This window comes from Pseudomonas sp. MS01C9, assembly GCF_058202755.1.
Genome location: NZ_CM177073.1, coordinates 2,036,270 through 2,059,715 on the forward strand (window position 1 = coordinate 2,036,270; position 23,446 = coordinate 2,059,715).

At 62.9% G+C, this 23,446-nt stretch carries 29 protein-coding genes; 18 read left to right on the top strand and 11 right to left on the bottom strand.

Annotated elements, in window-relative coordinates; translation table 11 throughout:
- Nucleotides 1-18 precede the first annotated feature (18 nt).
- The 4 genes from AC1M7R_RS09410 to AC1M7R_RS09425 all read right to left on the bottom strand — a co-directional run bounded on the left by AC1M7R_RS09410 (nucleotide 19) and on the right by AC1M7R_RS09425 (nucleotide 3,623).
- On the bottom strand, nucleotides 19-2,079 hold the full coding sequence (locus AC1M7R_RS09410) for a methyl-accepting chemotaxis protein (protein ID WP_072390173.1): 2,061 nt from the start codon (nucleotides 2,077-2,079) through the stop codon (nucleotides 19-21).
- A 151-nt stretch (nucleotides 2,080-2,230) separates the two neighbouring features.
- On the bottom strand, nucleotides 2,231-2,770 hold the full coding sequence (locus AC1M7R_RS09415; protein WP_072390176.1) for a chemotaxis protein CheW: 540 nt from the start codon (nucleotides 2,768-2,770) through the stop codon (nucleotides 2,231-2,233).
- A gap of 10 nt (nucleotides 2,771-2,780) precedes the next feature.
- Nucleotides 2,781-3,146: a twitching motility response regulator PilH gene (gene pilH, locus AC1M7R_RS09420; protein ID WP_072390179.1), complete on the bottom strand. Its 366-nt coding sequence runs from the start codon at nucleotides 3,144-3,146 to the stop codon at nucleotides 2,781-2,783.
- Nucleotides 3,147-3,194: 48 nt separating this feature from the next.
- Nucleotides 3,195-3,623, bottom strand: coding sequence for a response regulator (locus AC1M7R_RS09425; RefSeq protein WP_003206467.1), 429 nt, complete (start codon nucleotides 3,621-3,623; stop codon nucleotides 3,195-3,197).
- Between the two features lie 225 nt (nucleotides 3,624-3,848).
- Here AC1M7R_RS09425 and gshB point away from each other — a divergent pair, with 225 nt between their 5' ends.
- The 7 genes from gshB to AC1M7R_RS09460 all read left to right on the top strand — a co-directional run bounded on the left by gshB (nucleotide 3,849) and on the right by AC1M7R_RS09460 (nucleotide 9,781).
- Nucleotides 3,849-4,802 (top strand): glutathione synthase, encoded by a 954-nt coding sequence (gene gshB / locus AC1M7R_RS09430; protein WP_072430890.1) that lies wholly within the window; start codon nucleotides 3,849-3,851, stop codon nucleotides 4,800-4,802.
- A gap of 76 nt (nucleotides 4,803-4,878) precedes the next feature.
- On the top strand, nucleotides 4,879-5,775 hold the full coding sequence (locus AC1M7R_RS09435; RefSeq protein WP_072430891.1) for an energy transducer TonB: 897 nt from the start codon (nucleotides 4,879-4,881) through the stop codon (nucleotides 5,773-5,775).
- 111 nt (nucleotides 5,776-5,886) lie between these two features.
- Complete coding sequence (locus AC1M7R_RS09440) at nucleotides 5,887-6,456, top strand: YqgE/AlgH family protein (RefSeq protein ID WP_072390189.1); 570 nt, start codon at nucleotides 5,887-5,889, stop codon at nucleotides 6,454-6,456.
- Nucleotides 6,456-6,893 carry a Holliday junction resolvase RuvX gene (gene ruvX / locus AC1M7R_RS09445; RefSeq protein WP_072390193.1) on the top strand — a complete coding sequence of 146 codons (438 nt, stop codon included), beginning with the start codon at nucleotides 6,456-6,458 and terminating at the stop codon, nucleotides 6,891-6,893. The genes AC1M7R_RS09440 and ruvX overlap by 1 nt, the downstream gene beginning before the upstream one ends.
- A gap of 83 nt (nucleotides 6,894-6,976) precedes the next feature.
- Entirely contained in the window at nucleotides 6,977-7,483 is a 507-nt protein-coding gene (gene pyrR, locus AC1M7R_RS09450) for a bifunctional pyr operon transcriptional regulator/uracil phosphoribosyltransferase PyrR (RefSeq protein WP_072390196.1), read from the top strand.
- 25 nt (nucleotides 7,484-7,508) lie between these two features.
- Entirely contained in the window at nucleotides 7,509-8,513 is a 1,005-nt protein-coding gene (locus AC1M7R_RS09455) for an aspartate carbamoyltransferase catalytic subunit (protein ID WP_072390200.1), read from the top strand.
- Entirely contained in the window at nucleotides 8,510-9,781 is a 1,272-nt protein-coding gene (locus AC1M7R_RS09460; RefSeq protein ID WP_490610375.1) for a dihydroorotase, read from the top strand. Before AC1M7R_RS09455 ends, AC1M7R_RS09460 begins: the two co-directional genes overlap by 4 nt.
- A 124-nt stretch (nucleotides 9,782-9,905) precedes the next feature.
- Here the strand turns inward: AC1M7R_RS09460 and AC1M7R_RS09465 are convergent, their stop codons facing one another.
- Nucleotides 9,906-10,334 (bottom strand): NINE protein, encoded by a 429-nt coding sequence (locus tag AC1M7R_RS09465; protein ID WP_072390206.1) that lies wholly within the window; start codon nucleotides 10,332-10,334, stop codon nucleotides 9,906-9,908.
- A gap of 248 nt (nucleotides 10,335-10,582) precedes the next feature.
- Here AC1M7R_RS09465 and AC1M7R_RS09470 point away from each other — a divergent pair, with 248 nt between their 5' ends.
- Entirely contained in the window at nucleotides 10,583-11,194 is a 612-nt protein-coding gene (locus AC1M7R_RS09470) for a C40 family peptidase (RefSeq protein ID WP_072430894.1), read from the top strand.
- Between the two features lie 142 nt (nucleotides 11,195-11,336).
- Here AC1M7R_RS09470 and AC1M7R_RS09475 read toward each other — a convergent pair whose 3' ends face one another.
- On the bottom strand, nucleotides 11,337-12,371 hold the full coding sequence (locus AC1M7R_RS09475; protein WP_072390212.1) for a type IV pilus twitching motility protein PilT: 1,035 nt from the start codon (nucleotides 12,369-12,371) through the stop codon (nucleotides 11,337-11,339).
- Between the two features lie 56 nt (nucleotides 12,372-12,427).
- On the opposite strand from AC1M7R_RS09475, the gene AC1M7R_RS09480 reads away from it, so the two are divergent.
- The 9 genes from AC1M7R_RS09480 (at nucleotide 12,428) to AC1M7R_RS09520 (ending at nucleotide 19,079) form a co-directional block, all read left to right on the top strand.
- Nucleotides 12,428-13,114 (top strand): YggS family pyridoxal phosphate-dependent enzyme, encoded by a 687-nt coding sequence (locus tag AC1M7R_RS09480; protein WP_072430895.1) that lies wholly within the window; start codon nucleotides 12,428-12,430, stop codon nucleotides 13,112-13,114.
- Between the two features lie 43 nt (nucleotides 13,115-13,157).
- Nucleotides 13,158-13,976 (top strand): pyrroline-5-carboxylate reductase, encoded by an 819-nt coding sequence (proC, locus tag AC1M7R_RS09485; protein ID WP_072390218.1) that lies wholly within the window; start codon nucleotides 13,158-13,160, stop codon nucleotides 13,974-13,976.
- 10 nt (nucleotides 13,977-13,986) lie between these two features.
- Nucleotides 13,987-14,577 (top strand): YggT family protein, encoded by a 591-nt coding sequence (locus AC1M7R_RS09490; protein ID WP_072390222.1) that lies wholly within the window; start codon nucleotides 13,987-13,989, stop codon nucleotides 14,575-14,577.
- Nucleotides 14,578-14,720: 143 nt separating this feature from the next.
- Nucleotides 14,721-15,860, top strand: a complete 1,140-nt coding sequence (gene metX, locus AC1M7R_RS09495) for a homoserine O-succinyltransferase MetX (protein ID WP_072430897.1) — start codon at nucleotides 14,721-14,723, stop codon at nucleotides 15,858-15,860.
- Nucleotides 15,861-15,867: 7 nt separating this feature from the next.
- Nucleotides 15,868-16,488 carry a methionine biosynthesis protein MetW gene (metW, locus tag AC1M7R_RS09500; RefSeq protein ID WP_072390228.1) on the top strand — a complete coding sequence of 207 codons (621 nt, stop codon included), beginning with the start codon at nucleotides 15,868-15,870 and terminating at the stop codon, nucleotides 16,486-16,488.
- A 25-nt stretch (nucleotides 16,489-16,513) separates the two neighbouring features.
- A complete protein-coding gene (locus tag AC1M7R_RS09505) occupies nucleotides 16,514-16,948 on the top strand; it encodes a DUF4426 domain-containing protein (protein WP_072390231.1) in 435 nt (144 codons plus the stop codon).
- Nucleotides 16,945-17,541: an RdgB/HAM1 family non-canonical purine NTP pyrophosphatase gene (gene rdgB / locus AC1M7R_RS09510; RefSeq protein WP_072390234.1), complete on the top strand. Its 597-nt coding sequence runs from the start codon at nucleotides 16,945-16,947 to the stop codon at nucleotides 17,539-17,541. The genes AC1M7R_RS09505 and rdgB overlap by 4 nt, the downstream gene beginning before the upstream one ends.
- Nucleotides 17,538-18,737 (top strand): radical SAM family heme chaperone HemW, encoded by a 1,200-nt coding sequence (hemW, locus tag AC1M7R_RS09515; RefSeq protein ID WP_072390237.1) that lies wholly within the window; start codon nucleotides 17,538-17,540, stop codon nucleotides 18,735-18,737. The genes rdgB and hemW overlap by 4 nt, the downstream gene beginning before the upstream one ends.
- 18 nt (nucleotides 18,738-18,755) lie before the next feature.
- Nucleotides 18,756-19,079, top strand: coding sequence for a DUF3392 domain-containing protein (locus AC1M7R_RS09520; protein WP_072390240.1), 324 nt, complete (start codon nucleotides 18,756-18,758; stop codon nucleotides 19,077-19,079).
- A gap of 139 nt (nucleotides 19,080-19,218) precedes the next feature.
- On the opposite strand, the gene trmB is transcribed toward AC1M7R_RS09520, so the two are convergent.
- From trmB to AC1M7R_RS09540, 4 genes are all read right to left on the bottom strand, one after another.
- Entirely contained in the window at nucleotides 19,219-19,944 is a 726-nt protein-coding gene (gene trmB, locus AC1M7R_RS09525) for a tRNA (guanosine(46)-N7)-methyltransferase TrmB (protein ID WP_072390243.1), read from the bottom strand.
- A gap of 9 nt (nucleotides 19,945-19,953) precedes the next feature.
- Nucleotides 19,954-20,748: a thiazole synthase gene (locus AC1M7R_RS09530; RefSeq protein WP_053148263.1), complete on the bottom strand. Its 795-nt coding sequence runs from the start codon at nucleotides 20,746-20,748 to the stop codon at nucleotides 19,954-19,956.
- A gap of 90 nt (nucleotides 20,749-20,838) precedes the next feature.
- Nucleotides 20,839-21,039 carry a sulfur carrier protein ThiS gene (gene thiS, locus AC1M7R_RS09535; RefSeq protein ID WP_072390871.1) on the bottom strand — a complete coding sequence of 67 codons (201 nt, stop codon included), beginning with the start codon at nucleotides 21,037-21,039 and terminating at the stop codon, nucleotides 20,839-20,841.
- A 90-nt stretch (nucleotides 21,040-21,129) separates the two neighbouring features.
- The gene (locus tag AC1M7R_RS09540; protein ID WP_072390248.1) at nucleotides 21,130-21,501 is read right to left on the bottom strand and encodes a DUF423 domain-containing protein; all 372 of its coding nucleotides are present in this window, start codon (nucleotides 21,499-21,501) and stop codon (nucleotides 21,130-21,132) included.
- A gap of 73 nt (nucleotides 21,502-21,574) precedes the next feature.
- On the opposite strand from AC1M7R_RS09540, the gene mtgA reads away from it, so the two are divergent.
- The gene (gene mtgA, locus AC1M7R_RS09545; RefSeq protein ID WP_072390251.1) at nucleotides 21,575-22,297 is read left to right on the top strand and encodes a monofunctional biosynthetic peptidoglycan transglycosylase; all 723 of its coding nucleotides are present in this window, start codon (nucleotides 21,575-21,577) and stop codon (nucleotides 22,295-22,297) included.
- 195 nt (nucleotides 22,298-22,492) lie between these two features.
- Here the strand turns inward: mtgA and rpoH are convergent, their stop codons facing one another.
- Nucleotides 22,493-23,347 (bottom strand): RNA polymerase sigma factor RpoH, encoded by an 855-nt coding sequence (gene rpoH / locus AC1M7R_RS09550; protein ID WP_072390254.1) that lies wholly within the window; start codon nucleotides 23,345-23,347, stop codon nucleotides 22,493-22,495.
- Nucleotides 23,348-23,446 lie beyond the last annotated feature (99 nt).

Below are 23,446 nucleotides of genomic sequence, written 5' to 3' on the forward strand. Positions count from 1 at the left end.
CCAGGAAAGTGCGCTCAGTCACCCCTTGTCCTCCTCAACCACAGGTGCCGCCGGCAAGGTAAACCCCGACACCGAACGGCGCAGCTGGCTGGCCATTTTCGCCAGGTTGCCAATGCTCTCAGCCGTGGCGGTTGAGCCGGATGAAGTCTGCGTGGTGATCTGCTGGATCACGTTCATGGTCAGGGAAATCTGCCCCGCCGAGGTGGTCTGTTGCCGCGCGGCGTTGGAAATGCTCTGGATCAGCGCCGCGAGGGTCTTGGACACCCCTTCGATTTCCTCCAGGGCCACCCCGGCATCCTGGGCCAGGCGGGCACCGCGCACCACTTCGCTGGTGGTCTGCTCCATGGAAATCACCGCCTCGTTGGTGTCGGCCTGGATCGCCCGCACCAGCGTTTCGATCTGTCGGGTCGCCGCCGAGGAACGCTCCGCCAACCGCTGCACCTCATCGGCCACCACCGCGAAACCACGCCCGGCATCACCGGCCATGGACGCCTGGATCGCAGCATTGAGGGCCAGGATGTTGGTCTGGTCGGCGATGTCGTCGATCAGGCTGACAATGTCGCCGATTTCCTGGGAAGACTCGCCCAGGCGCTTGATGCGCTTGGCGGTGTCCTGGATCTGCTCGCGAATGTTGTCCATGCCATGAATGGTGTTGTGCACCACCTCGTTGCCCTTGTTGGCGATTTCCACCGAGCGTTCGGCCACCGCCGACGACTCGGCGGCGTTGGCCGATACCTGGTCGATGGACTGGGCCATTTCATTGATTGAAGTCGAAGCTTCGCTGATTTGCTGGGCCTGGTGCTCGGAAGCCTGGGCCAGGTGCATGGCGGTGGCCTGGGTTTCCTGCACCGCCGCGGCGACCTGGCCGGCGGTGAGGTTGATGGTGGCGACCAGATCGCGCAACTGGTCCACCGAATAATTGATGGAGTCGGCGATGGTGCCGGTGAAATCCTCGGTCACCGAGGCCGTGACGGTCAGGTCGCCATCAGCCAGGTCGGCGATTTCATCCAGCAGACGCATGATCGCGTTCTGGTTGCGCTCGTTCTTTTCCGCGGTTTCGCGCAACTGCCGATTGGTTTCCCGGACCATGACCAGGCCGATCAGGATAATCGAGGCCAACGCCAGCAGGCCCAGCACATAACCGCCGATGGCATGGACCGAGCGGCCTCCGGCCAGGTTCTCGAGAGCCGTGGTCAGGTGCGAGGCTTCGTCGAGCAGAGTCTGCGACAGGTTGAAGATGTTGCCCGCCGACTCCCGAACCTTGAACAGCTCCGGCGAGGTTTCGAGGATTTCGTCCACCGAGCCCGAGACGAATTCGAAAAGCTCGCTGATTTCACTGAGGCGGGCCCGGGCGTCGCGATCCTGGACCTGGGAAATCTTCAAGGCCGCGTCGCCTTGCAGCATGCCGTTGAGCACCTGGCCGAAACGCGCGGCATCGCGGCCGAACGTGTCGGCGGCCTGGCTGGCGTTTTCGTCGCCCGCCAGCACCGTGTTCACCGCACCGAGAATGCGCTCGGCCAACAACGACTGACGCTGGGCCATGGCCACCTGGGACGCTGGCGCGCCGCGCTGCAACAGGATCTCGACGACCTTTTCGTATTCGACCTGCAGTTGCGGCACGGTTTCAGCCAGGGTCGCCGCCACCTGGTGCAGCGACAGCACCGTCTGTTCACTGGACAGGATGGCGTCGGTGTTCTTGAGCAGGCGCTCCCAATCCAGCTGCACGGCGCGCATCTGGGGGCGCAGGGTGGTAGGTGCCGGAGGCAGGCCCGTCACCGGGTCACCTTGCTTGAGATAGCCCCAGCGCTGGGCGAAATCATTGCGTGCATCGCTCAGCAACTTGAACGCCGCAGCCTTGCCGGCGGCGGCCTCGGTGGCGTTCTTGGCGATGCGCTGGGACAGCACCCGCAACTCTCCCGCATGACCGATGTACTGCTTGTCGTAGGTGGACTGGGTGTTGAGGTAGGCGAAATTGGCGAACAGCAGCATGATGAAGACGATCAGCGCGACGAACAGCACGATGATCTGCGAACGACTGCGCGATGCTTCCAGTGGCTTGCCTGTGTTTGCTTTGATCATCGATTTTCGCCTGTGCTACCCAGTCCAACTCACTCACCGTGGTCCCATGTGCAAGCGAGCTTGCTCGCAATAGCCTTGGATCAGTCAGTTCTGGCTGACCCACCGCTATCGCGAGCAAGCTCGCTCCTACAAGGGCCTGCGCTGCATCTCGTCAAATCGCCACATCCATGAAACCCGCCGACCGCGTCAGGGCGAAAGGGCTGAACACCTGCCACTGCCGCTCGCCGCGAAACCGGCCCTTGACGAAGGCCGCCTCCGGGCCGTCGCAGTCGTCCGCCAGCGTCGGCTCCAGGCTGTCCTGGGCGAAATGCTGCAACCCCAGGACTTCATCTACCAGCAACCCGGCGAATATCTCGTCGTGGTCCACCACCAGCACCCTCCGTTGTTTGCGCACCGCCGACAGTTCATGACCGAAAAAGCCGCAGAGGTCCATCAGGGGCAACAACCGCCCGCGCAGGTTGGCCACGCCGCGCACCCAGGGCTTGACCCCGGGCAGGTGCGTGTGGCGCGGCTCATGCAGCACTTCGCTGACCTCTCCCATGGGCGCCACGTACCAGTTCTCTCCCAGGCGAAAACCGATGCCGCTCCAGCTGTGGTGCAGGGTCGGCTGGGACGGCAAGTCCGCCGCCAGGGACCGGCAGCGCCGATCGATCTGCAACAGCAGTTCGAACGCGGTCAGGGATGGGCTCATGGCCGCGTCATCAACCCGCCAGCACGTTATTGAGGGTCTTGATCAGGGTTTCTTCGTCCACCGGCTTGGTCAGGTAATCCTTGGCGCCCTGGCGCGTGCCCCAGACCTTGTCGGTTTCCTGGTCCTTGGTGGTGATGATGATCACCGGGATATGGCCGGTGTCCGGGTCCTTGGTGAGCTGGCGGGTCGCCTGGAAACCATTGAGGCCGGGCATGACGATGTCCATCAGTACCGCGTCGGGTTTTTCCTGGCGGGCCAGGGCCACGCCGTCGGCGCCGTTCTCGGCCTTCAGGACCTGATGACCGTGCTTTTCCAGCATGCCGGTCAGCTTGTACATTTCGGTCGGCGAATCATCGACGATCAGAATTCGTGCCATGGTGTTCCCCATTCTTGTCGACCCCCAGGCCCCGTGGCCGAGCGTCATTTAATGTGCCTGGTGCGGCTGGACAGCGGCAAAGCCCGGGACATGGGCCTGTATCGCGCCCAGCAGTTCTTCCTTGCTGAAAGGCTTGGTCAAAAATTGATCGGAGCCGACAATACGTCCCTTGGCCTTGTCGAACAGGCCGTCGCGGGAAGACAGCATGATCACCGGCGTGGCCTTGAAGGCGCTGTTGTTCTTGATCAAGGCGCAGGTCTGGTAGCCATCCAGGCGCGGCATCATGATGTCGACGAAGATGATGCCTGGATGATGGTCGGCAATCTTGGCCAGGGCATCGAAACCGTCGACAGCCGTGATCACTTCGCAACCCACGTTGCGCAGCAAGGTTTCGGCGGTGCGGCGAATGGTCTTCGAGTCATCGATGACCATGACCTTCAAGGCGCTGGGTTGCTGTTGCGTAAGATGCTCTGCCATTGCCACTGCGAACCGGTTTTTAACGCGTAAATGCGACCGACGGCGCAAGCCCTTGATGTTCAAGGCCCGCGCGCCACATGGCAGCCTTTTTAGCACAGTCTCCAGCGCCGGGCTATCGGCCGCTCGGCGCGATGGTTTTTCCTTGACCGACAATTCGCCGGGCGCCACTCTGACGCCACTTTTTCACGGCATTCATGCCCATCAGTTTTTTCGAGGAACCAAGCCATGAGCGTACGCGTCGGCATTGTCATGGACCCTATCGCCAGCATTTCCTATAAAAAGGATAGCTCGCTGGCCATGTTGCTGGCCGCCCAGAAGCGCGGCTGGGAGCTGTTCTACATGGAACAGCGCGACCTCTACCAGGCCGAAGGCCAGGCGCGGGCGCGGATGAAGCCGCTGAAAGTCTTCGCCGACCCGCAAAAGTGGTTTGAACTGGGCGAGGAAAGCGATGCACTGCTCAGCGACCTGGACGTGATCCTGATGCGCAAGGATCCACCCTTCGACATGGAGTTCGTGTATTCCACCTACCTGCTCGAGCAGGCCGAAAACGCCGGCGTGCTGGTGGTCAACAAGCCCCAGAGCCTGCGCGACTGCAACGAAAAGCTGTTCGCCACGCTGTTCCCGCACTGCACGCCACCGACCATCGTCAGCCGACGCCCGGATGTATTGCGCGAGTTCGCCGATCATCACGGCGACGTGATCCTCAAGCCGCTGGACGGCATGGGCGGCTCCTCGATCTTCCGCCACACCGCCGGCCATCCCAACCTGTCGGTGATCCTGGAAACCCTGACCCTGCACGGCAAGCAGCAAATCATGATCCAGGCTTACCTGCCGGCCATCGTCGATGGCGACAAGCGCATCCTGATGATCGACGGCGAACCGGTGGATTATTGCCTGGCCCGTATTCCCGCAGCCGGCGAAACCCGCGGCAACCTGGCAGCCGGCGGCCGTGGCGAGGCGCGCCCGCTGACCGAGAAGGACCGCTGGATCGCCGCCCAGGTCGGCCCGACGTTGCGCGAAAAAGGCCTGCTGTTCGTAGGACTGGACGTGATCGGCGAGCACCTGACGGAAATCAACGTCACCAGCCCGACCTGCATCCGCGAGATCGACAATGCGTTTGGCACCGACATCGGCGGGATGCTGATGGATGCCATCGATCAGAAGCTCAAGACTCGTTGATCGGGATCTGATGAAGGAAACCGACATTGCGTTATCATGCCCGGCCTGAAAAAAACGCGATGTTGGTTTCCTTGTCATGACCCTCCCGTCCGATCTGCCCCAAGAGCTCGCCCATCGTGGCGTGCGCCCGGCCGATCGCCTCGGTTTTACCCTGTTCCTGGCGGCCCTGATCCACCTGGCCCTGCTGCTGGGTGTCGGCTTTGCCACGGTCGAACCCAAGCAGATCAGCCAGACCCTGGAAATTACCCTGGCCACTTTCAAGAGCGAGACCAAGCCGGCGAAAGCGGACTTCCTCGCCCAGGAAAACCAGCAGGGCAGCGGTACCCTGGAAAAGAAGGCGATTCCCAAGACCACCGAGATCGCCCCCTTCCAGGACAACCAGGTACAGAAAACCACCCCGCCGCCGGCGGCCAAGCCAGAGGTGCAGGAAACAGCGCCCAAGGCGGCCGTGACCACCGTGGCGCCGAAACCGAAGAAGGCCCCGGTCAAGGAAGAGGTCAAGCCCGACCCCAAGCCCAAGACCCCGGTGCCGACCTTCGACAGCGCCCAGTTGTCCAGCGACATCGCCAGCCTGGAAGCCGAACTGGCCCAGGAGCAGCAACTCTATGCCAAGCGCCCGCGTATCCACCGCCTGAGCGCCGCCTCCACCATGCGCGACAAGGGCGCCTGGTACAAAGACGAATGGCGCAAGAAGGTCGAGCGCATCGGCAATCTCAACTACCCTGACGAAGCGCGGCGCAAGCAGATCTACGGCAACCTGCGACTGATGGTCTCGATCAACCGCGACGGTTCCCTGTATGAAGTGCTGGTGCTCGAATCCTCCGGCCAGCCGCTGCTGGACCAGGCCGCCCAGCGGATCGTGCGTCTGGCGGCGCCGTTCGCGCCGTTTACCGGGGACCTGTCGGACATCGACCGGTTGGAAATCATCCGCACCTGGAAATTTGCCCGCGGCGACCGGCTGTCCAGTAACTGATAACCACCCCAATCCCCTTGTGCGAGCAAGCTCGCACCCACAGGGGATTGGTGACAGTCTCAGGCATTTCCCAGCTTGTCAGTTCGGCCCTGCGCCGCCACACTAGCGCCTATGAAAAATGTCAGCCCCACCTACCTCAAGCATCACTTCCTGATCGCCATGCCGCACATGGCCGATCCGAACTTCGCCCATACCTTGACCTACATCGTCGAGCACACGGCCAATGGGGCCATGGGGCTGGTGATCAATCGACCGCAGGAACTGAACCTCGCGGACATTCTCGAACAGCTGCGCCCCGAGGTGGAGCCGCCATTACTGTGCCAGCACGTACCGATTTTCATCGGTGGCCCGGTGCAGACCGATCGTGGTTTCGTGCTCCATCCGTCGGGTCCCAGCTACCAGGCGACCGTGGACCTCAATGGCGTATCGCTGTCGACGTCCCAGGACATCCTGTTCGCCATCGCCGACGGTGTCGGCCCGGAAAAGAGCCTGATTGCCCTCGGCTATGCCGGCTGGGAAGCCGGGCAGCTGGAAGCCGAACTGGCCGACAACGCCTGGCTGACCTGCCCGTTCGATGCCGACATCCTGTTCAATACCAGCAGCGAACTGCGCCTGGAAGCGGCGGCCAGCCGCCTGGGAATCAACCTCAGCCTGCTCACCAGCCAGGCGGGACACGCCTGATGGCCCTGCGCTTGCTGCTGGGCTTCGATTACGGCACCAAACAGATCGGCGTTGCGGTCGGCCAGGTCGTCACCGGCCAGGCCCGCGAACTGTGTACCCTCAAGGCCCAGAACGGCGTTCCGGACTGGAACCAGGTCGAAGCGCTGATCAAGGAGTGGAAACCCGACGCCGTGGTGGTCGGCCTGCCGCTGAACATGGACGGCACTCCCAGCGACATGTGCCTGCGCGCGGAAAAGTTTGCCCGCCGGCTCAATGGCCGCTTCAATCTGCCCTTCTATACCCACGACGAACGCCTGACCACGTTCGAAGCCAAGGGTGAGCGCCTCGGGCGCGGCGGGCAGAAAGGCAGTTACCGTGACAACCCGGTGGACGCCATCGCCGCGGCCCTGCTGCTGCAGGGCTGGCTCGATGCCAACGCCGCCCTGTTCGATACCTGATTTTCCGAAAGCGCCGCCAAGGCGCTTTCTTTTAGCGATGAACCGCGCCACGCACACCGGCCCGGAAACCTGAAGGAGCCAGCATGAGCCTGCCCAATCCTGCCGAACTGATCAGCCAGATGGCGATCCGTCTCACGGCACACCTGGAACAACGCGGCATCAGCGAACCACGCTACATCGGCATTCGCACAGGTGGCGTCTGGGTCGCCCAGGCCTTGCTCGAAGAACTCGGCAGCCAGTCGCCCCTGGGCACCCTGGACGTGTCCTTCTACCGCGATGACTTCAGCCAGAACGGCCTGCATCCGCAAGTGCGCCCTTCGGCCCTGCCCTTCGAGATCGAAGGCCAGCACCTGGTGCTGATCGACGACGTGCTGATGAGTGGCCGGACCATCCGCGCCGCCATGAACGAGCTGTTCGACTATGGTCGCCCGGCCAGCGTGACCCTGGTGTGCCTGCTGGACCTGGACGCCGCCGAGCTGCCGATCCGCCCGAACGTGGTCGGCGCGACACTGGCCCTTGCCGCTCACGAGCGGGTCAAGCTCTCCGGCCCGACCCCGCTGCAGCTCGAACTGCAAGACCTCGCCCTTTAACTGCCCTTGTAAAGAGTCCATTGCGATGACGCCTCTCGAAACCAAGCGCCCGCTGCAGCTCAACGATCAGGGCCAGCTGCGGCACTTCCTGTCCCTCGATGGCCTGCGCCGCGAGCTGTTGACGGAAATCCTCGACACCGCCGACTCATTCCTCGAGGTCGGCGCCCGGGCGGTGAAGAAAGTCCCGTTGCTGCGCGGCAAGACCGTATGCAACGTGTTCTTCGAAAACTCCACCCGCACCCGCACCACCTTCGAACTGGCGGCCCAGCGGCTGTCGGCGGACGTGATCACCCTCAACGTATCTACGTCCTCGGCGAGCAAGGGCGAAACCCTGCTCGATACCCTGCGCAACCTCGAAGCCATGGCCGCGGACATGTTCGTCGTGCGCCATGGCGATTCCGGGGCGGCACATTTCATCGCCGAGCACGTCTGCCCGCAGGTGGCGATCATCAATGGCGGTGATGGCCGCCACGCCCACCCGACCCAGGGCATGCTGGACATGCTGACCATCCGCCGGCACAAGGGCGGCTTCGAGAACCTTTCGGTGGCCATCGTCGGCGACATCCTGCACTCGCGGGTAGCCCGCTCGAACATGCTGGCCCTCAAGACCCTCGGCTGCCCGGACATCCGGGTGATCGCGCCGAAGACCCTGCTGCCCATCGGCATCGAGCAATACGGCGTGAAGGTCTTCACCGACATGGCCGCGGGCCTCAAGGACGTGGACGTGGTGATCATGCTGCGCCTGCAACGCGAGCGCATGACCGGCGGCCTGCTGCCCAGCGAAGGCGAGTTCTACCGCCTGTTCGGCCTGACCACCGCGCGCCTGGCCGGCGCCAGGCCGGACGCCATCGTCATGCACCCGGGGCCGATCAACCGGGGCGTGGAGATCGAATCGGCCGTGGCCGACGGTCCGCATTCGGTGATCCTCAACCAGGTGACCTACGGCATCGCCATCCGCATGGCCGTGCTGTCCATGGCCATGAGCGGACAAACGGCCCAGCGCCAATTCGACCAGGAGAACGCCCAGTGAAGCTCAGCATTCTCGGCGCACGCGTGATCGATCCGGCCACCGGCCTGGATCAAGTGACCGATATCCATATCGATGCCTGCAAGATCGTCGCCCTGGGCGCCGCTCCGGCCGGCTTCATTCCCGTCCAGACCCTCGAAGCCCAGGGCCTGGTGGCCGCCCCCGGCCTGGTGGACTTGAACGTCGCCCTGCGCGAGCCTGGCTACAGCCGCAAAGGCAACATCGTCAGCGAAACCCAGGCCGCCGCGGCCGGTGGCGTAACCAGCCTGTGCTGCCCACCGCAGACCAGGCCGGTGCTGGACACCTCGGCCGTGGCCGAACTGATCCTCGACCGCGCCCGGGAAGCCGGTAACGCCAAGGTCTTTCCCATCGGTGCGTTGAGCAAGGGCCTGGAAGGCGAGCAACTGGCCGAACTCATCGCCCTGCGCGATGCCGGTTGCGTGGCATTCGGCAACGGTCTGAACAATTTCCGTAACACCCGCACCCTGTGCCGGGCCCTGGAATACGCAGCGACGTTCGGCCTGACGGTGATCTTCAATTCCCAGGACCACGACCTCGCCGAAGGCGGCCTGGCCCACGAAGGCCCCACCGCCAGCTTCCTCGGTTTGCCGGGCATCCCGGAAACCGCCGAGACCGTGGCGCTGGCCCGGGACCTGCTGCTGGTGGAACAGAGCGGCGTGCGCGCGCACTTCAGCCAGTTGACCAGCGCCCGTGGCGCGGCGCTGATCGCCCAGGCCCAGGCCCGCGGCCTGCCTGTCACCGCCGACGTGGCGCTGTACCAGTTGATCCTGACCGACGAAGCCCTGATCGACTTCAACAGCGTCTATCACGTCCAGCCGCCGCTGCGCACCCGCGCCGACCGCGATGGGCTGCGCGAAGCAGTGAGGTCCGGCGTCATCTCGGCCATTGCCAGCCATCACCAGCCTCACGAGCGGGATGCCAAGCTGGCGCCATTCGGCGCCACCGAGCCGGGTATCAGCAGCGTCGAATTGCTGTTGCCACTGGCCCTGACACTGGTGGAAGACGGCTTGCTCGACCTGCCGACCCTGCTGGCCCGCCTGAGCACCGGCCCGGCCCAGGCGCTGGAGTTGCCGGCGGGCAAGCTGGCGGTCGGCGCGGCGGCAGACCTGGTGCTGTTCGACCCTGCGGCCTCCACCGTGGCCGGCGAAGCCTGGCGCTCCAAGGGTGACAATTGCCCGTTCCTGGGCCACAGCCTGCCGGGGGTGGTGCGCTATACCCTGATGGACGGGCGGATTACCCACCAGGCCTGAAACCGCGGCGCCCTTATCGCGAGCAGGCTCGCTCCCCACAGGGGGATTTCCGGTGCACACATGATATGTGAACACTTCGATCCATGTGGGAGCGAGCCTGCTCGCGAATGCAGGCGACTCGGTCCTACTGAAAAGCCCCACGCTTCTGCGCGTTACGAATCGACACCTGATCGTTCAATGTCCAGAAGTCATACAGCACGCCCAGGAAAAACACCCCCCCGGTCAACAGATAGACGATCGCGCTGATCCATTTGCCCTGGTACATCCGGTGCACGCCGAATACGCCGAGGAACGTCAGCAGGATCCACGCCACGCTGTATTCGATCGGTCCCGGGGTGAAACGCAGGTCGGCCTCGCGGTCCATGGATGGAATCAGGAACAGGTCGATCAACCAGCCGATGCCCAGCAGCCCCAGGGTGAAGAACCAGATCGTGCCGGTGACCGGCTTGCCATAGTAGAAACGGTGGGCACCGGTGAATCCGAAGATCCAGAGCAGATACCCGATGAGTTTGCTGTGGGTATCGTGAGTCGCACCCTGCTGATAGCTGTTCATGAATGGCCTCTTTTGCCTCGATAGATAAATTTGTTCGAACCTTTTGTGACTTTTTCGTGTCGAGCCGACAAGCGGTTCCGGACGAATCGTGTCCGGGAAAGCCCCGTAATACGGGGCTTGTGTAGGACAATCCGGACAAAGTGTCGCAATTAGCGGTTTTTTCGCACCCTTTTCAATCGACAAACGGCCTCGGGATCATCAGAAAAGCTGTTATAAAGTTGCGCGCTAACCTTTAAGAGCCCTGCCTAATGCGTCCATTTATCAAGACATGGCTGACCTTTTGCCTATTATTGCCCCTGGCCGCCCACGCCACCAACCGTGAGCAACGTCTTCCCAATATCAATGGCTTCACACCCAAGGCCCATGTTTCTGCTCCATCGAGCAAGAACCGGCAAAAGTCCCAGCGTGTGAGCACCGCCAACAGCAAGCTGGTACCGCCCATGGCGCCCAAGACCAGCAGCAACGTGCTGAGCCGTGCGGTGAACGTGCTCGGCACGCCTTATCGCTGGGGCGGCAGCAGCCCAAGCAAGGGATTCGATTGCAGCGGCCTGGTGAAATACGCCTTCAACGATGCCACGTTCAACCTGCCGCGCACATCCAATGCAATGGCCAGCGGCCACGGCGAGAAAGTCGACCGCAAGGACCTCAAGCCCGGCGACCTGATCTTCTTCAAGCTCAAGAGCCGCCGGGTCAATCACGTGGCGATCTACCTGGGCAACGACCGTTTCATCCATGCTCCGCGGCGTGGCAAGTCAGTGACCATCGACACCCTGAACAAACCTTATTGGAACACCCACTACGTGGTTGCCAAGCGGGTCTTGCCGAAAGAACAGGCTGGGTTGCGAGTGGCTCAGCGCTGATTCAAGCCCCCTCGTGGCGAGGGGGATTCAGCGAAACGTCGTACCGCCCCGCCGGGCTGCGAAGCAGCCCCCGGATGGCGAGCCAGAAATAAGGATGCAAGCCTTTGTTGGGGGCCGCGCCGAACGTCCCTGGCCGATTCCCCTAGAAGTTATCCGGCGTACGCGCCCTCTCCCGCGCATGCTCGCGGCTGATCAGCCCCTTGTTCACCAGATCCTTCAGGCACATGTCCAGCGTCTGCATCCCCAGGGATCCACCGGTCTGGATGGCAGAATACATCTGCGCCACCTTGTCCTCGCGGATCAGGTTACGGATCGCCGACGTGCCCAGCATGATCTCGTGGGCGGCGACGCGGCCCCCACCGATCTTCTTGACCAGCGTCTGGGAGATCACCGCCTGCAGCGACTCCGACAGCATCGAGCGAACCATTGATTTCTCATCCCCGGGAAACACGTCCACCACGCGGTCGATGGTCTTGGCCGCCGAGGTGGTGTGCAGGGTGCCGAACACCAGGTGCCCTGTTTCAGCGGCGGTCAGCGCCAGGCGAATGGTCTCCAGGTCGCGCATCTCCCCCACCAGGATCACGTCCGGGTCTTCCCGCAGGGCCGAGCGCAGGGCCGTGGAAAAACCCTGGGTATCGCGGTGCACCTCACGCTGGTTGATCAGGCACTTGCGCGGCTCGTGGACAAACTCGATGGGGTCTTCGATGGTCAGGATGTGGTGATGCTTGTGGGTATTGAGGTAGTCGATCATGGCCGCCAGGGTGGTGGACTTGCCCGAGCCGGTCGGCCCGGTCACCAGTACCAGCCCTCGGGGCGCCTCGGTCACCTTGCGAAACACATCGCCCATCCCGAGGTCTTCCATGGTCAGGACTTTCGACGGAATGGTCCGGAACACCGCCCCCGCCCCGCGATTCTGGTTGAAAGCGTTGACCCGGAACCGCGCCACACCCGGCACATCGAAGGAAAAATCGGTTTCCAGAAACTTTTCGTAATCTACTCGTTGCCGGTCGTTCATGATGTCGTAGATCAACTCATGAACCTGCTTGTGGTCCAGGGCCGGCAGGTTGATCCTGCGCACGTCGCCGTCGACGCGGATCATCGGCGGCAGCCCGGCGGACAGATGCAGGTCCGACGCCCCCTGTTTGGCGCTGAACGCCAGCAGTTCGGTGATATCCATAGCGCTCCTCAATTCCAGTAGAATGCCGCGAACCTCAGACCCGCTGGCGCTTCTTTATGTCCACGATAGCAGACAACATCGCCCTGGTAGTTTCACGGATCCGCGCTGCGGAGCAGGCCGCCCGACGCCCCGAGCACAGCGTCCAACTGTTGGCGGTGAGCAAGACCAAACCCGCCCAGGCCCTGCGGGAAGCCTATGCCGCGGGCCTGCGGGACTTCGGCGAGAACTATCTCCAGGAAGCGCTGGGCAAACAGGCTGAACTGACCGACCTGTCCTTGATCTGGCACTTCATAGGCCCCATTCAGTCGAACAAGACGCGCGCTATCGCCGAACATTTCGCCTGGGTGCATTCCGTGGATCGCTTGAAAATTGCACAACGCCTGTCCGAGCAACGCCCGTCCGGGTTGCCACCCCTGAACATCTGCATCCAGGTCAACGTCAGCGGCGAAGCCAGCAAGTCCGGCTGCACCCCGGCCGACCTGCCGGCCCTGGCCCACGCCATCGACGCCCTGCCACGCCTCAAGCTGCGCGGGCTGATGGCCATCCCCGAGCCAACCGAGGATCGCGCCGCCCAGGACGCGGCCTTCGCCGCGGTCCAACGCCTTCAAGCGAGCCTGGACCTGCCTCTGGACACCCTGTCCATGGGCATGAGCCATGATCTCGAATCCGCCATTGCCCAGGGCGCAACCTGGGTACGTATCGGCACTGCCCTGTTCGGCGCCCGCGATTATGGCGGTCACTGACCCTAGCCATGCCAACTCCACTCTCTCTAATCAAGGACCTGTCATGAGCAACACGCGTATTGCCTTCATCGGCGCCGGCAACATGGCCGCCAGCCTGATCGGTGGCCTGCGGGCCAAGGGCCTGGATGCCGCGCAGATCCGCGCCAGTGATCCGGGCGAAGAGACACGTGCCCGGGTGAGCGCCGAGCACGGCATTGAAACCTTCGCCGATAACGCCCAGGCCATCGACGGCGCCGACGTCGTCGTGCTGGCGGTCAAGCCCCAAGCGATGAAAGCCGTGTGCCAGGCCATCCGCCCGAGCCTCAAGCCTCATCAGCTGGTGGTATCGATTGCCGCGGGCATCACCTGCGACAGCATGAGCAACTGGCTCGGCGCCCAGCCGATCGTGCGCTGCATGCCCAACACCCCGGCGCTGTTGCGCCAGGGCGTCAGCGGTCTGTTCGCCACTGCCCAGGTCTCCACCGAGCAACGCCAGCAGGCCGAAACGCTGCTGTCGGCCGTGGGCCTGGTGTTATGGCTGGAGACCGAGCAACAGCTGGACGCGGTCACCGCTGTCTCCGGCTCGGGCCCGGCGTATTTCTTCCTGTTGATCGAGGCCATGACCGCCGCCGGCGAGAAGCTTGGCCTGCCGAGGGAAACCGCCGCCCGGTTGACCCTGCAAACGGCACTGGGCGCCGCCCACATGGCAGTGTCCAGCGATGTCGATGCCGCCGAACTGCGGCGTCGCGTAACCTCTCCCGCCGGCACCACCGAAGCGGCGATCAAATCGTTCCAGGCCGGAGGCTTCGAAGCCCTGGTGGAAAAAGCACTCGGCGCCGCCGCGCATCGCTCGGCCGAGATGGCCGAACAACTGGGCCAATAAGGAGCCATTCATGATCGGATTGAACACCGCAGCGGTCTACGTGCTGCAAACCCTCGGCAGCCTGTACCTGCTGATCGTACTGATGCGTTTCGTGCTGCAACTGGTACGCGCCAACTTCTACAACCCGCTGTGCCAGTTCGTCGTCAAGGCCACCCAGCCACTGCTCAAGCCGCTGCGTCGCATCATTCCGAGCCTGTTCGGCCTGGACATGTCGTCGCTGGTACTGGCGATCCTCCTGCAGATGGCCCTGATGGCCCTGACGCTGCTGCTGACCTACGGCACCACCGGCAATCCACTGCAATTGCTGATCTGGTCGATCATTGGCGTGACCGCGCTGTTCCTGAAGATTTTCTTCTTCGCGCTGATCATCAGCGTGATCCTGTCGTGGGTCGCTCCGGGCAGCCATAACCCGGGCGCCGAGCTGGTGAACCAGATCTGCGAACCGGCCCTGGCACCGTTCCGCCGTATCGTGCCGAACCTGGGCGGCCTGGATATTTCGCCGATCCTGGCATTCATGGTGCTCAAGCTGATCGACATGCTGGTGATCAACAACCTGGCGGCGGTGACCATGATGCCGGAAATCCTGCGCCTGCTGATCTGATGGGGCGCACCTCCTCTGTGGCGAGAGGATTTACCCCCTCGCCACAGATAAATACCCGTGCCATAAGACACACCCCCGCCTTTGCTTGCCGCTAACCCCAGCGGTCTTTAGACTTACGCCTCATTTCAACGAGAGCAGGGTCGATGCCAGCTGTCTTTCCCCCCGATTCCGTTGGTCTGGTGACGCCGCAAATGGCGCATTTCAGCGAGCCCCTGGCCCTGGCCTGCGGCCGTTCGTTGCCAGCCTATGACCTGATCTATGAAACCTACGGCACCCTCAACGCCACGGCCAGCAATGCCGTGCTGATCTGCCACGCCTTGTCCGGGCATCACCATGCCGCCGGCTACCACAGCGTCGACGATCGCAAGCCAGGCTGGTGGGACAGTTGCATCGGCCCCGGCAAGCCCATCGACACCGACAGGTTCTTCGTCGTCAGCCTGAACAACCTCGGCGGTTGCAATGGCTCCACGGGCCCCAGCAGCCTCAACCCTGAAACCGGCAAGCCCTTCGGCGCCGACTTTCCGGTCTTGACCGTGGAAGACTGGGTCCACAGCCAGGCCCGCCTGGCAGATCGCCTCGGCATCGACCAGTGGGCAGCGGTCATCGGCGGCAGCCTGGGGGGCATGCAGGCCCTACAGTGGACCATCACCTACCCGGACCGTGTGCGTCATTGCCTGGCAATCGCCTCGGCTCCCAAGCTGTCGGCACAGAACATCGCCTTCAACGAAGTGGCGCGCCAGGCGATCCTCACCGATCCGGAGTTCCACGGCGGCTCGTTCCAGGAACACGGCGTGATTCCCAAGCGCGGGCTCATGCTGGCGCGGATGGTCGGGCATATCACCTACCTATCCGATGACTCCATGGGCGAGAAATTCGGCCGGGGCCTCAAGAGCGAAAAGCTCAACTACGACTTCCACAGCGTCGAGTTCCAGGTGGAAAGCTACCTGCGCTACCAGGGCGAGGAGTTCTCCGGGCGCTTCGATGCCAACACCTACCTGTTGATGACCAAGGCCCTGGACTACTTCGATCCAGCGGCGAACTTCGACAATGACCTGGCGAAGACCTTCGCCGGCGCCACCGCCAAGTTCTGCGTGATGTCGTTCACCACCGACTGGCGCTTTTCCCCGGCCCGCTCCCGGGAGCTGGTGGATGCGCTGATGACGGCGCGCAAGGACGTCTGCTACCTGGAAATCGACGCCCCCCAGGGCCACGACGCCTTTCTGATCCCGATCCCGCGCTACCTGCAGGCGTTCGGCAACTATATGAACCGTATTACGCTGTGAGGACGCCATGAGAGCCGATCTGGAAATCATCCAGGAATGGATCCCCGCCGGCAGCCGCGTGCTCGACCTGGGCTGCGGCAACGGCGAACTGCTGACCTGGCTGCGGGACAACAAGCAAGTCACCGGCTACGGCCTGGAAAACGACCCGGACAACATCGCCGAATGCGTGGCCAAGGGCATCAACGTCATTGAACAGGACCTGGACAAGGGCCTGGGCAACTTCGCCAGCAACAGCTTCGATATCGTGGTCATGACCCAGGCCCTGCAAGCGGTGCATTACCCGGACAGGATTCTCGACGAAATGCTCCGGGTCGGACGCCAGTGCATCATCACCTTCCCCAACTTCGGCCATTGGCGCTGCCGCTGGTACCTGGCGAGCAAGGGGCGCATGCCGGTGTCGGAATTCCTGCCCTACACCTGGTACAACACGCCGAACATCCACTTTTGTACCTTCGAGGATTTCGAGGAGCTGTGCCGCGAACGCCAGGCCAAGGTCATCGATCGCCTGGCGGTGGACCAGCAACACCGCCACGGGTGGGCCAGCAAGCTATGGCCTAATCTGTTAGGTGAAATAGGCATCTATCGGGTCAGCAGCCCAGGCCTTGCCGACCACCAGATCGCGGTATGAACCCCGGCCCTACCAGGAGCACGACATGAAACGTCTAGCGTTGTTTCTCATCACCGCCTGCCTGAGCATTGGCGCCATGGCCGCCGACGCCATCAAGGCCGAACGCAAGGAAGTGTTCGGTGACATCACCGTGCACTACAACACGTTCAACTCCACCTTCCTGGCGCCAGATATCGCCAAGGGCGCCGAGCTGATCCGCAGCAAGCAACAGGGTGTGATCAACGTCTCGGTACTCAAGGATGGCAAGCCCTTGATGGCCCAGGTCAGCGGCACGGTGAAAGACCTCACCAGCCAGAGCATCCCGCTGAAATTCAAGCAGGTGACCGAGCAAGGCGCGATCTACTACATCGCCCAGTATCCAGTACCCCAGCAGGAAACCCGCACCTTTGAAATCAAGGTGCGAACCGGCGACAAGATCAACACCATCAACTTCAACCAGGAACTGTTTCCGGGCCAATGATGAACCTCACCCAACTCGTACTGGCCAGCCACAACGCCGGCAAGCTCAAGGAGCTCCAGGCCATGCTCGGCGACTCGGTGCACCTGCGCTCCATCGGCGAGTTCAGCCAGGTGGAACCTGAAGAAACCGGCCTGTCGTTCGTCGAGAACGCCATCCTCAAGGCCCGCAACGCCGCACGCCTCTCGGGCCTGCCGGCGCTGGCCGACGACTCCGGGCTGGCGGTGGACTTTCTCGGCGGCGCGCCGGGCATCTATTCGGCACGTTATGCCGACGGCAAGGGCGACGCGGCGAACAACGCCAAGCTGCTCGAAGCCCTCAGGGATGTACCTGAAGCCGAGCGGGGGGCGCAATTCGTCTGTGTCCTGGCGCTGGTCCGGCATGCCGATGATCCGCTGCCGATCCTGTGCGAAGGCTTGTGGCACGGGCGCATTCTCACCGAGGCCCGGGGCGAACACGGTTTCGGCTACGACCCGCTGTTCTGGGTACCGGAACGAAACTGCTCCAGCGCCGAACTGGGCCCTGCGGAAAAGAACCAGCTGAGCCACCGCGCCCGCGCCATGGTCCTTCTGCGTCAACGCCTGGGCCTGCAATGACCGATGAATCCCCCGCACCGCTGATACACGGCGGTGCACAAGCGCCCAGGGCGCCGCTGCCGGTGCTGCCGCCCCTGGCGCTGTACGTCCACATCCCGTGGTGCGTGCGCAAATGCCCGTATTGTGATTTCAACTCCCACGCCGCCAGTGCGCAGTTGCCCGAAGAAGAATATGTCGACGCCCTGCTGGCCGACCTCGACCAGGACCTGCACGCGGTATACGGGCGGCCACTGAGCTCGATCTTCTTTGGCGGCGGCACCCCGAGCCTGTTCAGCGCCAGGGCCCTGGGCCGGCTGCTCGAAGGCGTGGCGGCGCGGATTGCCTTCGCCCCCGACATCGAAATCACCCTGGAAGCCAACCCCGGCACCTTCGAACAAGAGAAATTCGTCGCATACCGTGCCCTGGGCATCAATCGCCTGTCCATCGGCGTCCAGAGCTTCCAGCAGGCCAAGCTCGAGGCGCTGGGGCGGATCCACAACGGTGACGAAGCGGTGCGCGCCGCCGGCATGGCCCGCCAGGCCGGGTTCGACAACTTCAACCTGGACCTCATGCATGGCCTGCCCGACCAGTCCCTCGACGACGCCTTGGGCGACTTGCGCCAGGCCATCGCTCTGAAGCCCACCCACCTGTCCTGGTACCAGCTGACGCTGGAGCCGAACACGGTGTTCTGGAACCAGCCGCCAACCCTGCCGGAAGACGATACCCTGTGGGACATCCAGGAGGCAGGGCAGGCATTGCTGGCCGAGCATGGCTATGCCCAATACGAAGTCTCGGCCTACGCCCAGCCTGGCCGGGCAGCGCGACACAACCTCAATTACTGGAGCTTCGGCGATTTCATCGGCATCGGCGCCGGCGCCCATGGCAAGCTCAGCCATCCGGACGGGCGTATCGTGCGCACCTGGAAGACCCGCCTGCCCAAGGACTATCTCAACCCGGCCAAGCGCTTCCTGGCCGGCGAAAAAGCCTTGCCCAACGAAGAGCTGCCTTTCGAGTTCCTGATGAACGCCCTGCGCCTGACCGAAGGCGTGGACGCGCGGCTGTACCCGGAGCGGACAGGGCTGCCCCTGCAAAGCCTGGCCGAAGGCCGGCGCGAGGCCGAACAAAGCGGGTTGTTGCAGGTCGAACCGTCACGTCTGGCGGCCACCGAGCGCGGACAGCTGTTTCTCAATGACTTGCTGCAGAAATTTCTGAGCTGATCAACACAAGGAAATCGAATGGATCTGGTACTCGACCTGCTTGCCACCGTGTCCCGCTGGAGCCGCAGCAATCTCTCGGAGATCTCCCTGGCGCTGGTAGGCTGCCTGCTGGTGCTGTTTGGCGCGGACATCAAGGGTTGGGTCGAACAGCGCCTGGGCAGCATCGCCGGCGCCTTGCGCGTCCCGCTGATCGCCCTGCTGTGCATGATCGGCAGCGGTGCGGCCCTGATCTATGCCACTCCATGGATCGTCAAGGGATTGAGCCAGTTCAACAACTACAGCCTGGCGCCGGTTCTACTGGTGGTACTGGTGTTGATAGGCGTAGTCGCGGATCGGCGCTGATTTCGACCTGCACAAAACAAATGTGGGAGCGAGCTTGCTGGCGATGGCGGTATGACAGTCAACATTGACGTTGGATGTCATGCCCTCATCGCGAGCAAGCTCGCTCCCACAGGGGATCCCATTTCAGCAGGACTTCGTCTTACGCCACCTTCTCGAACTTCAAGTCCCAGACCCCATGCCCCAGCCGTTCGCCACGGCGTTCGAACTTGGTGATCGGTCGTTCGGCCGGGCGCGGCACATAGCGACCGTCTTCGGCCAGGTTACGGTAACCCGGGGCGACGTTCATCACCTCCAGCATGTACTCGGCGTAGGGTTCCCAGTCGGTGGCCATGTGCAGCACACCGCCAACCTTCAACTTGCTGCGCACCAGCTCGGCGAACGACGCCTGGACGATGCGGCGCTTGTGATGGCGGCTTTTGTGCCAGGGGTCGGGGAAGAACAGCATCAGCCGGTCGAGGCTGTTGTCGGCCACGCAGCGGTTCAGCACCTCGATGGCGTCGCAATCATAGACCCGCAGGTTGGTCAGCCCTTGGGTCAGCACGCCATTGAGCAGCGCACCGACACCGGGACGGTGCACTTCCACGCCGATGAAATCCTGTTCCGGCGCGGCAGCGGCCATTTCCAGCAGCGAATGGCCCATGCCGAAACCGATCTCCAGCGAGCGCGGGGCCGAGCGGCCGAACACCTGGTCAAAATCCACCGGCGCATCGGCCAGGGGCAGGACGAACAGAGGGGCGCCCTGTTCCAGGCCGCGTTGCTGGCCTTCGGTCATGCGCCCGGCGCGCATCACGAAACTCTTGATACGGCGGTGTTGGCGTTCTTCGCCTTCTTCCGGCAGGACAGGCGTGTCGTTCGATTCAGTCATCAATGGCTCTTACTTGATCAGACCATCCAGCGGCGAGGAGGCGCTGGCGTAAAGTTTCTTCGGCATGCGGCCGGCCAGGTAAGCCAGGCGACCGGCAACGATGGCGTGCTTCATGGCTTCGGCCATCAGGACCGGCTGCTGGGCATGGGCGATGGCGGAGTTCATCAGCACCGCTTCGCAACCCAGTTCCATGGCGATAGTGGCATCCGAAGCGGTACCGACACCGGCATCCACCAGCACCGGGATCCTGGCTTCTTCGAGGATGATCTGCAGGTTGTATGGGTTGCAGATGCCCAGCCCCGTACCGATCAGGCCAGCCAGCGGCATGACCGCGATGCAGCCGATTTCCGCCAGTTGACGAGCAATGATCGGGTCATCGCTGGTGTACACCATCACGTCGAAACCTTCCTTGACCAGGGTTTCGGCGGCCTTGAGGGTCTCGATCACGTTGGGGAACAGGGTTTTCTGGTCGGCCAGCACTTCCAGCTTGACCAGGTTGTGCCCGTCGAGCAGCTCACGAGCCAGGCGGCAGGTGCGCACGGCCTCGACGGCGTCGAAGCAGCCGGCGGTGTTGGGCAGGATGGTGTAGCGGTCCGGCGGCAGGATATCCAGCAGGTTCGGTTCGCCCGGGTTCTGGCCGATGTTGGTCCGGCGCACGGCGACGGTGACGATTTCGGCGCCCGATGCTTCGATGGCCAGGCGGGTCTCTTCCATGTCGCGGTATTTGCCGGTGCCTACCAGCAAGCGCGACTGGTAGGTACGACCGGCCAGGACGAAGGGCTTGTCGCTACGAACGATGCTCATGGGAAATCCTCTGTTGGGGTGAGGTTCTTGCGAAATTTGACTGACCAGACGCCGTGAAACGCCGCGAACGGATTTGCACGCTGCCTGGTGCTAGCCGCCGCCGATGGCGTGGACGACTTCGACCTGGTCACCCTCGTTGAGGGTCGTGTCGGCATGCTGGCTGCGCGGGACGATATCCAGGTTGAGTTCCACCGCGACGCGACGCCCGGCAAGATCCAGGCGGGTCAGCAGGGCCGCAACGGTTTCACCGTCGGGCAATTCAAAGGGTTCGCCGTTCAACTGAATGCGCATGCCGGATGCCGTCATCATTTTTAGGGGCTGGCATTCTAGCCCGATCAGTCTGGGCGACCCAAGCCATTCGTCATGAAATGGACCGGGCGGTCAGCCCAGCCGCCAGGCGGCCAGCCCCAGACACAGCCAGCCGATCAGGAACGCCACGCCGCCGAACGGCGTGATGATGCCCAGCTTGCTGATGCCGGTGAGGGTCAGCAGATACAGACTGCCGGAGAACAGCAGGATACCGACCACGAATGACACGCCAGCCCAGGTCACGACGCGACCGGGAATATGCGTGGCCAGCAACGCAACGCCCAGCAATGCAAGGGTGTGCACCAATTGGTAGGTGACACCGGTGTGGAAGATCGCCAGGTAATCGGCGCTCAGGCGATTCTTCAGGCCGTGGGCGGCAAACGCCCCCAGCGCCACGCCGGTGAAGCCGAAAAAGGCGGCCAGCATCAGAAAGCTACGCAGCATGAGAACTCCAGTCAGACTCGGTGGGCAGGGTCTGTATAATGGCCCGCTCGACCGGTTCGGCCAAGCCATCCCTATGCTGCGTTCATTCTTTCGACGATTCCTTAAAGCCCTGCTCTGGTTCGCCATCGGCAGCGTCGTGCTGGTGCTGCTGTTTCGGGTAGTGCCTCCACCGTTCACGGCGCTGATGATCGAGCGCAAGATCGAATCCTGGTTTGGCGGCGAACCGATCGACCTGCAACGCACCTGGCAGCCTTGGGACCGGATCTCCGACAGCCTCAAGCTGGCGGTCATCGCCGGCGAAGACCAGAAATTCCCGGAGCATTGGGGTTTCGACATCAGCGCGATCCAGGCAGCGTTTGCTCATAATGGACGCGGCGGCTCGATTCGCGGCGCCAGCACCCTCTCCCAGCAAGTATCCAAGAACCTGTTCCTGTGGTCGGGCCGCAGTTGGCTGCGCAAAGGGCTCGAAGCCTGGTTCACGGCATTGATCGAGGTGTTCTGGCCCAAACAGCGGATCCTCGAGGTGTACCTCAACAGTGTCGAGTGGGATGACGGTGTGTTCGGGGCCGAAGCGGCGGCGCGGCATCACTTCCGCACTGGCGCGCAATCCTTGTCCCGGCAACAGGCCAGCCTGCTGGCGGCGGTACTGCCCAATCCGAGGGCATGGAGCGCCAGCCGACCGAGCCCCTATGTGTTGCGGCGAGCGAGCTGGATTCGCCAGCAGATGAACCAGTTGGGAGGCGACAGTTATTTGTTGGGGCTCAATGATTCGCGGCGAGCGCCTTGGGCGCAGTAACCCACGCACTGTCCCTGTAGGGGGGGCGAGCTTGCTCGCGATGACGGTTCGACAGCCTACACCGATGTTGAATGCAATGGCCTCATCGCGAGCAAGCTCGCTCCCACAGGATCAGCAGTGAATTCAAATTATCGCCCCGGACAAAAACGCCCCGATCATCACTGATCGGGGCGTTTTTTTGGCCGCAGCTGCAGATCAAGCCGCGATCGACACCTTGAGCTTGTTCATCGCGCTCTTCTCGAGCTGGCGGATCCGCTCGGCCGACACGTTGTACTTCTGCGCCAGGTCGTGCAGCGTGGCTTTTTCCTCGGCCAGCCAACGCTGGTAGAGGATGTCACGGCTGCGCTCGTCCAGCACTTCCAGGGCTTCGTGCAGGTTGGTGTTGGAGTTGTCGCTCCAGTCGGCGTCTTCCAGTTGACGCGCCGGGTCATACCGGTGGTCTTCCAGATAGTTGGCCGGCGACTGGAAGGCACTGTCGTCGTCCGCTTCGGCAGCCGGGTCGAAGGCCATGTCCTGTCCGGTCAGCCGGCTTTCCATCTCGCGCACTTCCCTGGGCTCGACACCCAGGCTCTCGGCGACGCGATGGACCTCCTCGTTGTTCAGCCAGGCCAGGCGTTTCTTCTGGCTGCGCAAGTTGAAGAACAGCTTGCGCTGGGCCTTGGTGGTCGCCACTTTCACGATGCGCCAGTTGCGCAGGATGAACTCGTGGATTTCCGCCTTGATCCAGTGAACCGCGAACGACACCAGGCGCACGCCCATCTCAGGGTTGAAGCGCTTGACCGCTTTCATCAGGCCGACGTTGCCTTCCTGGATCAGATCCGCCTGGGCCAGCCCGTAGCCGGAATAGCTGCGGGCGATATGTACGACAAAACGCAGGTGGGCGAGCACCATTTGCCGAGCCGCCTCAAGATCCTGCTCATAGTAGAGACTCTCGGCCAGTTCACGCTCCTGCTCGGGCGTCAGCAACGGAATGCTGTTCACCGTGTGCACATAGGCCTCCAGGTTCGCACCCGGGACCAGAGCATAAGCAGGTTGCAAAGAAGTGGTCATACGAAAAAACCTCCGACTCACATAACTCGTGCAGTTCAGCACTGCGAAAATTGACCGGGAACCGTAGGACAAGTTCCCACAAAAACTGAAAGGTCAATA